At 68.1% G+C, this 14629-nt stretch carries 19 protein-coding genes; 9 read left to right on the top strand and 10 right to left on the bottom strand.

Going from position 1 to position 14629, the window contains the following annotated elements:
- Window positions 1-70 precede the first annotated feature (70 nt).
- Both NO360_RS04090 and NO360_RS04085 read right to left on the bottom strand, forming a co-directional pair.
- Window positions 71-604, bottom strand: coding sequence for a cob(I)yrinic acid a,c-diamide adenosyltransferase (locus NO360_RS04090; protein WP_256306204.1), 534 nt, complete (start codon window positions 602-604; stop codon window positions 71-73).
- Window positions 601-846 (bottom strand): glutaredoxin family protein, encoded by a 246-nt coding sequence (locus tag NO360_RS04085; RefSeq protein ID WP_256306203.1) that lies wholly within the window; start codon window positions 844-846, stop codon window positions 601-603. The genes NO360_RS04090 and NO360_RS04085 overlap by 4 nt, the downstream gene beginning before the upstream one ends.
- 151 nt (window positions 847-997) lie before the next feature.
- On the opposite strand from NO360_RS04085, the gene NO360_RS04080 reads away from it, so the two are divergent.
- The gene (locus NO360_RS04080) at window positions 998-1192 is read left to right on the top strand and encodes a zinc finger HIT domain-containing protein (RefSeq protein ID WP_256306202.1); all 195 of its coding nucleotides are present in this window, start codon (window positions 998-1000) and stop codon (window positions 1190-1192) included.
- A gap of 42 nt (window positions 1193-1234) precedes the next feature.
- Here NO360_RS04080 and pyrF read toward each other — a convergent pair whose 3' ends face one another.
- Window positions 1235-2044, bottom strand: coding sequence for an orotidine-5'-phosphate decarboxylase (pyrF, locus tag NO360_RS04075; RefSeq protein ID WP_256306200.1), 810 nt, complete (start codon window positions 2042-2044; stop codon window positions 1235-1237).
- Window positions 2045-2195: 151 nt separating this feature from the next.
- On the opposite strand from pyrF, the gene hmgA reads away from it, so the two are divergent.
- Complete coding sequence (hmgA, locus tag NO360_RS04070; protein ID WP_256306198.1) at window positions 2196-3422, top strand: hydroxymethylglutaryl-CoA reductase (NADPH); 1227 nt, start codon at window positions 2196-2198, stop codon at window positions 3420-3422.
- 31 nt (window positions 3423-3453) lie between these two features.
- On the opposite strand, the gene NO360_RS04065 is transcribed toward hmgA, so the two are convergent.
- From NO360_RS04065 to NO360_RS04050, 4 genes are all read right to left on the bottom strand, one after another.
- A complete protein-coding gene (locus NO360_RS04065) occupies window positions 3454-3837 on the bottom strand; it encodes a hypothetical protein (protein WP_256306197.1) in 384 nt (127 codons plus the stop codon).
- 6 nt (window positions 3838-3843) lie between these two features.
- Window positions 3844-4383, bottom strand: coding sequence for a DUF5817 domain-containing protein (locus tag NO360_RS04060; protein ID WP_256306196.1), 540 nt, complete (start codon window positions 4381-4383; stop codon window positions 3844-3846).
- 74 nt (window positions 4384-4457) lie between these two features.
- Window positions 4458-5720, bottom strand: a complete 1263-nt coding sequence (gene icd / locus NO360_RS04055) for an isocitrate dehydrogenase (NADP(+)) (RefSeq protein WP_256306195.1) — start codon at window positions 5718-5720, stop codon at window positions 4458-4460.
- 87 nt (window positions 5721-5807) lie between these two features.
- On the bottom strand, window positions 5808-6668 hold the full coding sequence (locus NO360_RS04050; protein WP_256306194.1) for a hypothetical protein: 861 nt from the start codon (window positions 6666-6668) through the stop codon (window positions 5808-5810).
- 170 nt (window positions 6669-6838) lie between these two features.
- On the opposite strand from NO360_RS04050, the gene NO360_RS04045 reads away from it, so the two are divergent.
- On the top strand, window positions 6839-7498 hold the full coding sequence (locus NO360_RS04045) for a DsbA family oxidoreductase (protein ID WP_256306193.1): 660 nt from the start codon (window positions 6839-6841) through the stop codon (window positions 7496-7498).
- Window positions 7499-7517: 19 nt separating this feature from the next.
- On the opposite strand, the gene NO360_RS04040 is transcribed toward NO360_RS04045, so the two are convergent.
- Entirely contained in the window at window positions 7518-7946 is a 429-nt protein-coding gene (locus NO360_RS04040) for a winged helix-turn-helix transcriptional regulator (RefSeq protein ID WP_256307093.1), read from the bottom strand.
- A gap of 146 nt (window positions 7947-8092) precedes the next feature.
- Here NO360_RS04040 and NO360_RS04035 point away from each other — a divergent pair, with 146 nt between their 5' ends.
- Entirely contained in the window at window positions 8093-9124 is a 1032-nt protein-coding gene (locus NO360_RS04035; protein WP_256306192.1) for a ring-cleaving dioxygenase, read from the top strand.
- Window positions 9121-9801: an alpha/beta hydrolase gene (locus NO360_RS04030; RefSeq protein ID WP_256306191.1), complete on the top strand. Its 681-nt coding sequence runs from the start codon at window positions 9121-9123 to the stop codon at window positions 9799-9801. Before NO360_RS04035 ends, NO360_RS04030 begins: the two co-directional genes overlap by 4 nt.
- Window positions 9802-9834: 33 nt before the next feature.
- On the opposite strand, the gene NO360_RS04025 is transcribed toward NO360_RS04030, so the two are convergent.
- Entirely contained in the window at window positions 9835-10140 is a 306-nt protein-coding gene (locus NO360_RS04025) for a DUF8011 family protein (protein ID WP_256306189.1), read from the bottom strand.
- A 128-nt stretch (window positions 10141-10268) separates the two neighbouring features.
- On the opposite strand from NO360_RS04025, the gene map reads away from it, so the two are divergent.
- The 4 genes from map (at window position 10269) to NO360_RS04005 (ending at window position 13247) form a co-directional block, all read left to right on the top strand.
- On the top strand, window positions 10269-11159 hold the full coding sequence (gene map / locus NO360_RS04020) for a type II methionyl aminopeptidase (protein WP_256306188.1): 891 nt from the start codon (window positions 10269-10271) through the stop codon (window positions 11157-11159).
- 11 nt (window positions 11160-11170) lie between these two features.
- Window positions 11171-11758 carry an HIT family protein gene (locus NO360_RS04015; RefSeq protein WP_256307092.1) on the top strand — a complete coding sequence of 196 codons (588 nt, stop codon included), beginning with the start codon at window positions 11171-11173 and terminating at the stop codon, window positions 11756-11758.
- Between the two features lie 70 nt (window positions 11759-11828).
- Window positions 11829-12044 carry a hypothetical protein gene (locus NO360_RS04010; protein ID WP_256306187.1) on the top strand — a complete coding sequence of 72 codons (216 nt, stop codon included), beginning with the start codon at window positions 11829-11831 and terminating at the stop codon, window positions 12042-12044.
- Window positions 12045-12215: 171 nt separating this feature from the next.
- The gene (locus NO360_RS04005; protein ID WP_256306186.1) at window positions 12216-13247 is read left to right on the top strand and encodes a cation diffusion facilitator family transporter; all 1032 of its coding nucleotides are present in this window, start codon (window positions 12216-12218) and stop codon (window positions 13245-13247) included.
- 40 nt (window positions 13248-13287) lie between these two features.
- On the opposite strand, the gene NO360_RS04000 is transcribed toward NO360_RS04005, so the two are convergent.
- A complete protein-coding gene (locus NO360_RS04000; RefSeq protein WP_256306184.1) occupies window positions 13288-14541 on the bottom strand; it encodes a tRNA (N(6)-L-threonylcarbamoyladenosine(37)-C(2))-methylthiotransferase in 1254 nt (417 codons plus the stop codon).
- Window positions 14542-14629 lie beyond the last annotated feature (88 nt).

Below are 14629 nucleotides of genomic sequence, written 5' to 3'. Positions count from 1 at the left end.
CCCCGTCGCCGGACTTAAGCGTTCTTCTTCGGCGCGTCAGTCCCGCCCGGCGATGCGACCGGACGAGCAGTCAGTACGACGGCGACTCCTCGGGGACGCCGTCGCGGGCGTTCACCAGTCGCCCGAGGACGAACAGCGCGTCGGAGAGCCGGTTGAGATACCGGATCGCTTCCGCATTAACTGGTTCGTCGGCCGCGAGGTCGACCGCGCGGCGTTCCGCCCGCCGGACGACCGCCCGCGCGTGGTGCAGCGTCGCCCCCGCCTCGCTCCCGCCCGGAAGAATGAACGACGTCAGCGGGTCGAGTTCCGCGTCGGCCTCGTCGATGGCGTCCTCCAGTTCCTCGACGTGAGCCTCGGTCACGACCGGATCGTCGTCGTCCGGAGCGGGATTCGCGAAGTCCGCCTGCACGATGTGGAGGTGGTTCTGGATCCGTTCGAGCGTCTCGTCGATGTCGTCGTACCCCGTCGGACGCGCGGTCCCGACGAGGGCGTTCGCCTCGTCGACCGTCCCGTAGGCCTCGATCCGGGCGCTCGTCTTCGAGACCCGCGACATGTCCCGCAGGTCCGTCATCCCCTCGTCGCCGCGGCCGGTGTAGATCTTCATTGCGCCGCGAGCGTCGTCCCGACGTACGTCAGGATGTTCTCGCTCTCGTTCATCGTGACGCCGCGCTCGTCGTCGACCAGCACGGGCACGGCGCGCTGGCCGCTCACGCGCTTGACCTCGTCGCGCTCGGAGTGCAAGCCGTCGACCCAGACGGTCTCGTAGTCGATACCGTGTTCCTCGAGCGCGTCGTGGACGGCCTCGCAGTACGGACACCCGTCGAGCGCGTACAACGTGATGCTCATACGCGTCGTTGGGAGCGCCGGGGCAAAGAGCGTTGCTCGTCGATCGCCCGCCGTTCGGGCGACGCGCCCGCCGGAACGGATCGATCGGGCGAGCGACTTGATTACCAACACGACCCCCTGACTGAAGTGGCGGCCGCGCGTACACGTGAGTATGAGCGTGACGGGTGTCTGTCAGGTGTGCGAGCGCCGCGAGGCCGAGTACGCCTGCCACCGCTGCGGGGCGGCCGTCTGCTCGGTTCACTTCGAAACCGAGCAGGGCGTCTGCGTCCACTGTGCGGATCCCGAGGGGCGCGAGGACGTCTTCGCCGAGAGCGACGCCGAGGGCGAGGTGCCGGAGTTCCGGTAGCCGCCGGTTCGGGCTCGACCGGGTCCGGGACGACGAAGCGACCTACGCGTCGCGGTACTGGTTCAGCCGCCGCTTCAGTCGCCGCGCCGCGTCGCCGGCGGCCTTCGCGAACGCCTCGCCCTGATCCTCGCCGGCGAAGATGATCCCGCGGGAGGAGTTGACGAGGCCGACTCCGTGGGCCAGTCCGTTCTCGACGGCGGCTTCGGCGTCGCCGCCCTGCGCGCCGATGCCCGGGACGAGGAACGGGAGGTCCGGCACCTGTTCGCGGATCGATTCGAGTTCGTCGGGCGCGGTCGCGCCGACGACGAGGCCCACGTTGCCGTGTTCGTTCCAGAGGTCCGCGAGCGCGGCGACCCGCTCGTAGACGGTCTCGCCGGATTCCAGTTCGAGGTCCTGGAGGTCGGCACCGCCGGGGTTCGAGGTCCGACAGAGCACGAAGACGCCCTTCTCGGATCGATCGAGAAACGGCTGGAGGGAGTCCCAGCCCATATACGGGTTGACCGTGATCGCGTCGACGTCGTCGAGCAGCTTCGCGTACTGCCGGGTGGTGTTGCCGATGTCGGCGCGCTTGGCGTCCAAGAGGACGGGCACGTCCTTGCCGTCGGCGTAGGCGATGGTCTCCCGGAGCGACCGCCACCCCTCCTCGCTCTCGTAGAACGCCGCGTTCGGCTTGTAGCAGGCGGCGTGTTCGTGCGTCGCGTCGATGATCCGGCGGTTGAACGCCCACTGCGGGAGGTCCTTTTCGAGGAGGTGCTCGGGGAGTCGCGAGCGGTCGGCGTCGAGACCGACGGAGACGACGCTGTCGACCCGTTCGATGCGGTCGCCGAGTCGCTCGAAGAACGGTGCGGTCATAGTCGATGCTCCCCGCGGGGGGACGAGTAGGTTTCCCTTCCGGGCGCGGGCCCTCCGTCCCCGGGCTGCGACACCGACCCTCGGCGCGCCCCATCCGGCCCGCGTCGGGAAAACCGGAAACCGTTAGGGTCGTCCCGGGAAATGGGGCGGTATGACAGACGCCGCCGACCTCGCCGCGCGCGTCCGCGAGGGCGACCTCCGGCTTCACGAACTGGACGATCACGCCGACGCCGACGTCGCCGCCGCGGCGCGTCGACTGCTCGTCGAATCGGAGACCGGCGCGACGCTTTCCGCCGTCGGCGACTACGGCTTCCCGGCCGAGCGCGCGGAGTCGAACATCGAGAACATGCTCGGGGCGGTCCAGGTGCCGATGGGCGTCGCCGGGCCGGTGCCCGTCGACGGTGGCGCCGCGGACGGCGGCGACGGCGACGAGGGCGCGTACCTCCCGCTGGCGACGACCGAGGGCGCGCTGCTGGCGAGCGTCAACCGCGGCTGTTCGGCGCTCTCCGCCGCGGGCGGCGCGAACGCGCGGGTACTCAAGTCCGGGATGACTCGCGCACCCGTGTTCCGCGTCGCGGACGTGATCGAGGCCGAAGCGCTCGTCTCGTGGGTCCGCGACAACACCGACCGACTGATCGAGGCGGCCGAGTCGACGACGAGCCACGGCGAACTCCTGGACGTGACCCCGTACGTCGTCGGCAACTCCGTCTACCTCCGGTTCCGCTACGATACGAAGGACGCGATGGGGATGAATATGGCCACTATCGCGACAGAGGCCGCCTGCGACGTCGTCGAGGAGGAGACCGAGGCGGACCTCGTCGCGCTCTCTGGCAACCTCTGTACGGACAAAAAGCCCGCCGCGATCAACGCCATCGAGGGGCGCGGCCGCTCCGTCACGGCGGACGTGACGATTCCCCGCGAGGTCGTCGAAGAGCGGTTGCACACGACGCCCGAGGACATCGCGGAGCTCAACACCCGGAAGAACCTCGTCGGGTCGGCGAAAGCGGGCAGTCTCGGTTTCAACGCCCACGTCGCGAACGTCGTCGCCGCGATGTTCCTCGCGACCGGGCAGGACGAGGCGCAGGTCGTCGAGGGCGCGAACGCGATCACGACCGCCGAAGTGCGGGAAGATGACCTCTACCTCTCGGTCTCGCTGGCGTCGCTGGAAGTCGGCACCGTCGGCGGCGGCACCAAACTCCCCACGCAGGCGGAGGGACTCGACGTCCTGGGCGTCCGCGGCGGCGGCGATCCGGCCGGATCCAACGCCGACGCGCTCGCCGAGTACATCGCCGTCGGCGCGCTCGCCGGCGAACTGTCGCTCCTGTCGGCGCTCGCCTCGCGACACCTCTCCAGCGCGCACGCCGAGTTGGGTCGATAGGCCGCAGACGGCTCCCGGTCGGCGCGAGGGACTACTTCTCCGCCTCGACCGGCGGCTCGGGGTCGCCCCCGCCGAGCGCCCCGACCACCAGAAGGGTTCCCACGGTGACGAGCGCGATTCCGACGGCGAGAAGCGGCGTTTCGGGAACGGTGGTGCCGCCCGCAGACGTCCCGCCTGCCCCGAGACCGACCGAGAGCGCGAACCACCCGACGCCCGACAGCGACAGGCCGGCACCGCGGCGTCGCTGTCGCTGCACCATCGCCGCCGTGGCGAGGAACGTGTGGCCGACGAGGAACGCGACGCCGGCGACGACGAGTCGACCCGTGACCGCCAGGACCGCGCCGCCGACGAAGCAGAGGGCGACGACGCCGCGGGCGATCCAGCCGACGATTCCGGTCCCAGACGCACCCGACATCGACACTCAGAGCAGGCGGTACGTGCCGCCCGACTCCGTCACCTCGCCGCGTCGGGACAGTTTCGTCAGTATCTCGCGGGCCTTTTCGGCCGGCACGCCGCGATCCGCGGCGTAGCTCGCGACGTCGTCGGCGGTCGGGGCATCGCCCTCGCGGAGCGCCTCGCGGACGACGTCGATACGGCTGCCGGCGGACTCCCCCGACCCCCGCTCCGCTCGTTCGCCGGCGGCCGCGACCTCCTCGGCGTCGAGGCCGGAGCCGTCGAGGTACTCGCGGTCGTCGACCGCCGCCCCGCGCTCGTCGATCTCGCGTTCCATCTCCGCGACGTGGGCCGTCTCCGCGAACGCCTCGCTGTTGCCGCCGCGCTTCGCGAGCAGCGCCGCGCGCCCCTGCCTGGCGGCCTCCCGGTTCTCGTCCTCGACGAAGCGTCTGAGCTGCTTCGTCCGATGCGTCCGGCCGCAGCGCGGACACATCGCGGTCTCCGCTGCCCGCGGATCCTTCAGGATCCAGAGGTGCTCGCAGTCGGTGCAGCCGACGACGGCGTACATATCTCTCCCTTACTCCGCTACCGGATTTGAACCTTCGGCTCGGGAGTGAACTAAAAGAGACTCGAACGGTCGTCTCAGGCGAGGTCGTGGATGTTCTCGACGACCGCCTCGGCGAACTCGCTCGTCGCGAGCTTGTTGCCGCCCTCGATCTGCCGTTCGAGGTCGTAGGTAACGTCGCCCGCGGAGATGGTCTTCTCGACGGCGTCGCGGATTAGTTGCCCGGCGTCCTTCCAGCCCATATACTCGAACATCTCGCGACCCGAGAGGATCATCGCGGTCGGGTTCACCTTGTCCTGCCCGGCGTACTTGGGCGCGGAGCCGTGAACCGGTTCGGCGAGACAGAGGCCCTCACCGAAGTTCGCGCCCGGCGCGATGCCGAGCCCGCCGATCTGTGCGCCGGCGGCGTCGGACATATAGTCCCCGTTGAGGTTCATCGTCGCGATGACCTCGTACTCGTCCGTCCGGGTGAGGAGCTGCTGGAGCATGTTGTCCGCGATTCGGTCGTTGACGACCAGCGTCCCCTCGGGCGCCTCGCCGTCGTGCTCCTCCCAGAGTTCGTCCTCGGTGATGACGTCCGCGCCGTACTCCTCCTCGGCGACCTCGTAGCCCCAGTCGCGGAACGCGCCCTCGGTGAACTTCATTATGTTGCCCTTGTGGACCAGCGTGACAGTGTCGCGGTCGTTCTCAAGGGCGTAGTCGATGGCCTCGCGGACCAGCCGCTTCGTGCCGAACTCCGTGATGGGCTTGATGCCGATGCCGATCGGACCGTCGTGCATCATCTCGTCGTAGCCCATCTCGTCCTCGACGAAGGCCTTCACCTGCTCGACCTCGTCGGTGCCGGCCTCCCACTCGATGCCGGCGTACACGTCCTCGGTGTTCTCCCGGAACGTGATCATATCCATCTCCTCGGGGTTCTTGACGGGCGAGGGGACGCCGTCGATGTGGTAGGTCGGGCGGACGTTCGCGTAGAGGTCGAGCTTCTGCCGGAGCGCGACGTTCAGCGAGCGGTAGCCCGCGCCGACGGGCGTCGTCAGCGGGCCCTTGATCGCGACGCGGTGATCGCGGATCGCGTTCACCGTGTCGTCGGGCAGGTTCTCGCCGTACTTCTCGCGGGCGGACTCGCCGGCGTAGACGCGCATCCACTCCACGGAGCGGCCGGTTGCCTCCGCGGCGGCGTCGAGGACCTTCTGCGCCGCCGGTCCGACGTCGGTTCCGATCCCGTCGCCGTGGATGATCGGGATGATCGGCGTGTCCGGAACGTTCAGTTCCCCGGTCTCCTCGTCGGCGAGCGTGATCTTCTCCCCGGAATCGGGGACCTCGATCTGGTCGTAGCTCATAAACATCCGGCTCTTTCCGCACCGTGCGTAAATTACTGCCGTTATCGCTGCGACGCTCGAAACTGCTCGTGTGAGTCCGTCTAGCAATTACTCGACGACGAGCCACGGAACGTCGACGAGCGGCGGGATGTGCGTCTCGATGTGGTGCTCCCAGACGCCCTCCTCGCCGAACGCCTCGCCGTGATCGGCGGTGACGACCACCGTGCCGTCGAGCTTGGGAATCAGGTCGGCGATCGATTCGAGCGCGATGCGCAGGTTCTCCTCGTGGAGTTCGAAGGCGGTCTCCCGCGTCCCGTTCTGGACGAGGTCGACGGGGTCGAGTTCGAGCCACAACCCCGCCTTCTGGGCGAGTTCGCTGCCTTCGAGCGCGCTTTCGATCCGCGGCCTGACGGTCTGTCCGAGCGCGGCGATGGCCCCGCCGCCGTCCGCGGCCGCCTCCTGGCTGTCTTCCTGTCTGCGGATCCCCTTCTGGATCTGCTTGAGCTTCTGTCCCGCACCACGAGAGAGATACGGCGCGTGCGGTTGCATATAGTGGAGGACCGTCCGCTCGTTCCGCTCGACGAGGTCGAATCGTTCCGTCAGCGACGCTTCGAGGCTCTCTGGGGGGACCGTGCCGAGGTCGTCGTCCCAGCCGTGTTTCCAGACGTCGACGACGTCGCTGATGTGTTCGTTCGCCGTCCACTCGTAGTCGCAGCTCGCGCCCCACTTGAGTTCGTTCAGCGGGATTCCCAGGTCGTTGATGAAGGGGTTCCCGGAGAAGTACGCGATGTCGTGGTGGTCGGTGAACGTCCGGGAGGCCCACTCGGGCGTCGACGACCCCACGCTCCGTCGCTTTTCGACCGTTCCGTCGAGATACTCGTCGTAGACGTCACAGAACACGTCGTAGCGGCACGCATCGAGGACCAGACAGTAATCCCAATCTGATTCGAGGAAGTCCTGCGCTTTCATCACCGGTCCCCGGTTGTGACTCCGGCACCGTATGTGTACTGTTTCTCGACACCTTCGCGCGAGAGCCGGTACTGCGCGTCTTGCTCGGCGATACCCGGAACGGCTCCCCGCGTGTACCGCCGCGCACAGACGGGACGGCTTCTTATGTGCGACGCGCCTCCCTCCGAGCGATGTCAGACGCCACCACCGGATCCGAAACGGCGACGACAGACGACCGAATCACCGTCTACTCGGACTACGTCTGCCCGTTCTGCTACCTCGGGCGACGGTCGCTGTCGGAGTACCAGTCCGAACGCGAGGAGCGACTGGAGATAGACTGGCGGCCCTTCGACCTTCGCTCGGGCAAGCGGAACCCCGACGGAACGATCGACCACGACGCCGACGACGGCAAGGACGACGCCTACTACGAACAGGCCAAAACCAACGTCCGAAAGCTCCGCGAGAAGTACGGGGCCGACCAGATGGAGGTCGAGTTGGCGACCGACGTCGACTCGCTGCCCGCACAGCTCGTCTCCGTCGCGGTCCGGGACCAGTCCGACTACGAGACGTGGCTCGACTTCGACGAGCGCGTCTTCGAGGCGCTGTGGCACGACGGACGCGACATCGGCTCGGCGGACGTCCTCGTCGACATCGCGACTGCGGTCGGCGTCGACGCCGACTTCGTCCGCGAGGTGCTCGACGACGAGGAACGCCGCTCGGCCCTCGAAGCGCAGTTCCGCGAGGCTCAACAGCAGGGTATCACCGGCGTTCCGACGTTCGCCTACGAGGGCCACGCCGCCCGCGGAGCCGTGCCGCCGGAACAACTCAAACGACTCGTCGAAGGCGCCTGAAGCGGCCGGATCGGCCGAATCACTCGGCCGCTTCGGATTCCGTCGCCTCGCCGTCCGCGGCCCCCTCGTCGGTCGAACCGCCGTCGGCCGCCACGGTCGCGGGATCCTCGCCGGTCGGCGTCGCGTGCAGCCACTCGTCGGCCCACGCCTCGATCTCGTCGAACACCGGACACAGCGACCGACCCTTCGGCGTCAGCGAGTAGTACGTCGCCACCGGCGCGTCCTCCTCCAGCCGCCGGTTGACGAACCCCAGCTCCTGGAGGTCGTCGAGGACGCGAGAGAGCGTCCGAGAACTGGCGTCCGTCGAGCGCTTGAGCTCGTTGAAGCGTTTCTCGCCCTCCTGGAGGTCGTGCAGGACGATGAGTCGCCACTGCGAGCCGATCTGTTCGAGCGAGTCGATCACCGAGCACGCGTCCTCGTCGTATTTGTCCTGGGAGTCTGGGGACACAGGCGTCACCTGGTCACCCCTTCGTCCGCGAAGATACAAATGGTTTCGCTTCTTTAGTAGGTAACAGAGCGATACCGGATTGGGACGGGGACGCGGACGATCCGCTTCCCGCGACTCCCTCCGGGACCCGCGAGGAGACCCAGACTATGCAAACGAACGGTATCCACCACGTCACGGCCGTCGCGGGCGATCCGCAGGAGAACCTCCGGTTCTACACGGCGGTCCTCGGACTGCGGCTGGTCAAGCGGACGGTCAATTTCGACGACAGGACGACCTATCACCTCTACTACGGCGACGAGACGGGCGCTCCCGGCACGGCGCTCACCTTCTTCCCCTTCGAGGGTGCGCGACCGGGCCGTCCCGGCCGCGGACAGGCAGTCGCCACGGCCTTCGCCGTTCCCGAGGGCAGCCTCGACTACTGGGCGGACCGACTCGGCGACGCCGACGCGTCCGTCGACGAGCGCCGCACGCGCTTCGGCGCGGACGTTCTCCCCCTTGCGGACCTCGACGGACAACCGCTCGAACTCGTCGAGACGGATCTCTCGGACTCGCCGATCGAGCCGTGGAACGGCGGTCCCGTCCCCGACGAGCACGCGATCCGAGGGTTCTTCGGTGTCACGCTGCACTCCGCCGAACCCGACGCCACGGCGAACGTCTTGGACCTGCTCGGCTTCGAACGCGTCGGAGCCGAGACCGACCCCGACGACGGAGCCGAGCGCGTCCGCTACGCCGCGGCGGGCGATCGCGCGACGGTCGTCGACGTGCTCCATCGCGGACCGCCGCGTGGCCGCCCCGGCGTCGGGACCGTCCACCACGTCGCGTTCCGCGCCGCCGACGAGGACGAGCAACTGGCCTGGCGCGAGCGGCTTTCCGACGCCGGACAGTTCGTGACGCCGCAGAAGGACCGCCAGTACTTCCGGTCGATCTACTTCCGCGAACCCGGCGGCATCCTCTTCGAGATCGCGACCGACGGACCCGGCTTCACGCTCGACGAGCCCGTCGAAGCGTTGGGCTCGGAACTCAAACTCCCCCCGTGGCTGGCGGACGAGCGCGAGGAGATCGAGTCGGCGTTGCCGCCGCTGGACGTTCCCGACGACGGCTTCCCCTCCGGAGAGACGAAGGCGACGGCCCCAGCGGAAAGCGAAAAGGCCCCGGCGGACGGAGGGGCGAGCGAATGAACCGACGCACCCCGAACGGCGACGAGGATCCGAACATCGACGCGGGCCCGCACGCCGAGCAGCCGATCCGAACCGCCGGCGCATCGCCCGAAGACGCCGACGCCGCGGTCGTCCTCGTGCACGGGCGGGGCGCGCGGGCCGACGGGATGCTCCAGTTCGCCCGGGAGTTCGGCCGGGAGGGGCTGCACTACGTCGCCCCGCAGGCCCAGCGAGGGACCTGGTATCCCAACCGCTTCCTCGCGCCGATCGAGCGGAACCAGCCGCACCTCGATTCGGCGCTGGCTCACCTCCGGCGAGCGGTCGAGGAAGCCCAGTCCGGGGGGCTCCCGACCGAGAGGGTCGTCCTCGTCGGCTTCTCGCAGGGGGCGTGTCTCGTCTCGGAGTTCGTCGCGCGCGAGCCGAAACGCTACGGCGGCCTCGTCCTCCTCTCGGGCGGCCTGATCGGCGAGGAGGGGACCGAGTTCGACCACACGGGCGACGTCGAGAGAATGCCCTTCTTCCTGGGCGTCAGCGACGACGACCCCCACATCCCGATGTCGCGCGCCGAGGAGACCGTCGCGGTCTTCGAGCGCCTGAACGCCGACGTCCGCTTCGACCGCTACGAGGGCCGCGGCCACGGCATCTTCGAAGAGGAGATCGCATACCTCGACGACCTCGTCGCGTCCGTCGTCGGGTGACGGACCGCGCCGGTGCGGCCGAATCGAGTGAGATCACCCTGACCTGACGACGACTTCGGGAACGAATACGGTGAGCGCCAGGACACCCAGCAAGACGAGAATCGCCGTTATACGTAGCGCTCCGGCGATCCGCCGCCGATCCTTCGGAAGGGACTCGGCGATCCCCGACAGCGCGGAGCCGACGACCATAACGAGCAGCCACCCGACCGCGGCGGAATCGCGGAGAACCCCGTAGTACACGTAGACGCTCGTGAAGATGGCCACCCCGGCGAACATCACGAGCGCGTGACGGCGGCCGGAGGGCTCGCTGAACAACGCTTCGGTGACCGCGGAGGGCATACGGCGGACGACCCGCTCCGGGCGTAAGTAGGTACGTGTAACTGAGACGCCCGTTTCATCCACTCCCGTGAATTCCCACCAGCGTCGGCTTCGGAACCTCTTTGGGTCGCTCGTCCGATGACTCCGGTATGAGCGACGGACCCCTCGACGAGGAGACGCTGACAAAGTACAGGGAGGCCGGAACGGTGCTTCGGGACGTGCTCGACGAGGCCGCCGAGATGATCGAGCCGGGCGTCACACAGCTCGAAGTGGCCGAGTTCGCCGAAGCGGAGATCCGAGAGCGCGCCGACGGCTGCGCGTTCCCCGCGAACATCAGCGTCGACGAGGAGGCCTCCCACGCCTCGCCGGGACGCGACGACGACACCGAGTTCGGCGAGGAGATGGTCTGTCTGGACTGCGGCGTCCACGTCGACGGCTACATCGCCGACGCCGCGGTGACGGTCGATCTGTCGGGGACTCCCGAACTCGTCGAGGCCGCCGAAGAGGCGCTCGACGCCGCGCTCGACGCGGTCGCACCGGGCGTCGAGACGGGCGAGGTCGGCGCGGAGATCGAGGACGTCATCCGCGGCTACGGCTACACGCCCGTGCTGAACCTCTCGGGCCACGGCGTCGCGCAGTGGGACGCCCACACCGGGCCGACGATCCCGAACCGCGGGACCGACCGCGGCATCGAACTCGAAGTCGGCGACGTCGTCGCCATCGAGCCCTTCGCGACGACCGGGCGCGGGAAAGTCTCCGAGGGGTCCAAAGAGGAGATCTACAGCCTCGAACGCGACCGGTCGGTTCGGAACAGGACTGCCCGGCAGATCCTCGAACAGGTCAAAGACGAGTACAGGACCCTGCCCTTCGCCGCCCGGTGGCTCGACGAACCGCGCGCGGAGATGGCCATCCAGCGGTTGGAACAGCAGGGCGTCTTCCACGGGTACCCCGTCCTGAAAGAGGACGACGGCGAACTCGTCAGCCAGGCCGAACACACCGTCGTCGTCACCGAAGACGGCTGCGAGATCCTGACCGCGTGAGCGAGCGAACGATGGAGCAGGTCTTCGCCCCCTGGCGGATCGACTGGGTCGAACGCGACTCCGAAGAAAAGAACGTCGAGGGCTGTCCGTTCTGCGTGCTGCCCGAGCGCGAGGAAGACCGAGCGAGCCGGATCGTCGCCCGCAGCGAGCACGCGTTCGTCATCCTGAACAACTACCCGTACAACCCCGGCCACGTGATGATCGTCCCGTACCGCCACACCGGCGAGTGGGGCGACCTCACGGACGCCGAACTACTCGATCACGCGCGGCTGAAGGTCGCGGCCATCGACGCCCTCGACGAGGCGTTTCACCCCGACGGCGTGAACGCGGGCGAGAACCTCGGCGGCGACGCCGCCGGCGGGTCGATCGAGGACCACGTCCACACGCATCTCGTGCCGCGCTGGAGCGGCGACACGAACTTTATGCCCGTGATCGGCGAGACGAAGGTGATCGTCGAGGCGCTTGAGGAGACCTACGACCGCCTGCACGAGGCGTTCGCGTCGCTGCCGGCGGCGACGGGCGAGGCCGAGAGCGAGCACGAGACCGACGGCGAAACCGACGAACCGACCCGCGCCGTCAGACTCGACTTCGAGGAGTGAGGTATCGGCACGAGCGGTCCCCTCGCACGACGTCTCGAAAAGCACGTTCCGCGGTCAGAGGAGACCACGTATGTCGGACCACACCGGAACCACCGCGCTCGTCGCGGCGCTGCGCGACCGGCGTCGTAATCTCGGAGCCGCCGGTTTCGTAATCGCGGTGCTCGGCGTCGCGATGGTCGTCGACACGAGGATCGGATACTACACCGCGTCGCTCTTTGTTTTCGTGACGTGGATGGTCTGGTTCGTGCTGGTCGCCATCGAGTGGATCAAACGCGCCGAGTTCTGAGCCCTGGAACAGGACTGATTGGATCGGCGTCCCTGAGAGGACCGCCCGACCGGCCGATCGTGCAGCCGAGAGCGCCGAAGACGCTTCCGGTCGAACGACTGTGTCCACTCTCGGTCGGAAGTCGCACCCTCGACCGAAGCGACTTAGCCCCGCGATGAGTACGCTCGGACGATGAGCGACGACCGGAGGCGCGTCGTCCGCCGCGTGGGACTGGTCGTCCTCGCGGTGAACCTCGCTCTCGTGCTCGCGAAGGGCGGCGTCTGGGGGCTCACCGGCAGCCTCGCCGTCGGCTCGGAGGCCGTCAACAGCCTCGCAGACAGCGTCTACAGCCTCGTCATCGTCGCGGGGCTGTACCTGACCACCCAACCGCCGGACTTCGAACATCCCCACGGCCACGAGCGCATCGAGCCGTTCGTCTCGCTGTTCGTCGCCGTCGGCGTCTTCGCCGCCGGCGGGGCCGTGCTCTGGAACGCCACCACGTCGGTGCTGAACGGCACCTACGGCGTCGAGGCCGGGACGGCGGGCGTCGCCGTGCTGCTCGGGACCGCCGGCGCGAAGTACGGGCTCTATCGCTACTGCCTCCGCGTCGGCGAGGAGCGCCACTCGCCGGCGGTCGTCGCCGCCGCGCTCGACAACCGAAACGACATCCTCACCGCGGGCGCGGCGCTCGTCGGCGTGCTCGGGGCGTCGTTCGGCGCGCCCGTCCTCGATCCGATCGCCGCCGGCGTCGTCTCGCTCGGCATCTTCTACACGGGTTACGAGATCGTCCGCGACAACGTGAACTACCTCGTCGGCGCGGCCCCGCCCGAGGAACTCCGCCGTGAGATCCTCGAGCGCGCGCTCGAACACCCACAGGTTCGGGGCGCGCACGACGTCGTTGCCCACTACGTCGGCCCGGAAGTCGACGTGAGCCTCCACATCGAGGTCGAGGGCCATATGACGCTCTTCGAGGCCCACGACATCGAATCGGCCGTCGTCGAATCGATTCGCGCGATGCCGGAGGTCGACGACGTGTTCGTCCACGTCGATCCGAAGGAACTCGGCGAGTGGAAGGAAGACGCCGAAGCGGACCGGCTCGTCGGAACGGCGATCGCTCGCGGGAACGACGGGACGATCACCGGCGGAGGCGCCGACGGTGGCGAAGGGTACAGCATCGTCGATGGCGATGAGCTGTCCGAGGGCGGCGGCGAGAACAGTGGATAGCGGCAGCAACGAACGAATCGAGCGGCAGCGAGAGCGCCGATCAGACCGGTTCGCCGAACGCGTAGACCGTCTGGTGGCTCGTCACCTCGACGTCGAGGAAGTCGCCCGGTTCGATCCCCCGCTCCGCGGCGTCGCGGACGATGATCTGCCGGTAGGCCTCGTCTCGGCACTTCATCGAGTCGCCCGTCCCCTCACGGACGGCCATCACGCGGTGCGTCTCACCGATCATCGACTCGTAGGCCTCGGCGACGACGTCCCGTTTCAGTTCGGACATCTCCTTCGAACGCTCCTTCTTCACCGTGCCGCCAAGGCCCTTCATCTCCGCGGCGTCGGTGCCGGGCCGTTTCGAGAACCGGGTGACGTTCACCTTTTCAGGTCGGACCTCCCGGAACAACGCCATACTCTGGGCGTGGTCGTCGTCGGTCTCGGTCGGGAAGCCGACGATAAAGTCCGTCGAGAGCGTCCAGTAGTCGAGTTTCGAATCGAACGTCTCGACGATCTCGACGAACTTCTCGACGCGGTGTTGCCGCCGCATATCCTCTAGGACGGTGTCGGACCCCGACTGTACCGGGAGGTGGATGAAGTTGTACAGCTTCTCGTGCCGATCGAAGACGTCGGCGAGCTCCTCGCGGATCCCGTGGATCCCGCCGGGGTTGGCCATCCCCAGCCGAACCCGAAAGTCGCCGTCGATCTCCGTGCAGATCCGATCGAGCAGCTCCGGTAGCTTTCGATCGCCCGTATCCCAGCCGTAGACGCCCGTATCCTGGCCGGTGATCCGGAGTTCCTTCGCGCCGGCGTGGACCAGCGCGCGGGCCTTCTCGACGTTCTCCTCGACGGGCGGGGAGTCGACGCGGCCGGTCGCGAACTTCGTGATGCAGTACGAGCAGTTCGACAGACACCCGCGAGCGATCGGAAGGATACCGACGACGCCGTCGAGGACGGGTTCGGTTCCCGGCCCGGGATTCGGACACTCGCCGTTCGTGACCGCTGTGGGAACGTCGTCCCAGTGGAGGATCTGCGCGTCGACGCCCTCCTCGCGGAACTCCTCGCCCTGTGCGAGCGCCATACAGCCCGTGATGATGAGGTCAGCCGTCTCCGACTCCAGTTCTTTGGCCCGACGGAGCATATTGCGCTCCGTCTTCTCGACCACCGTACAGGTGTTCATAATGGCGACGTCGGCCGCCTCCGGACCGTCGACGGGGTAGTGGCCGGCGTCGCGGAGCGCGCTCTCGATCTGCCGGCTCTCACCGCGGTTGGAGGTACAACCGTACGTCTCGATGTGGTATCGGGCCATTCAGTCGGTGCAGTATACCGGATCCGCGGGCAAAAACACGACGGTTCTCGGATGCACGTGGAGATGTTCCGCGTGTCCTCCCCGATTT

The sequence above is a fragment of the Halobellus litoreus genome, from assembly GCF_024464595.1.
In the GTDB taxonomy this organism is placed as follows: Archaea; Halobacteriota; Halobacteria; order Halobacteriales; family Haloferacaceae; genus Haloquadratum; species Haloquadratum litoreum.
Note: the sequence above shows the minus strand (reverse complement) of the source record. Positions and strands in the feature narration are given on the sequence as shown.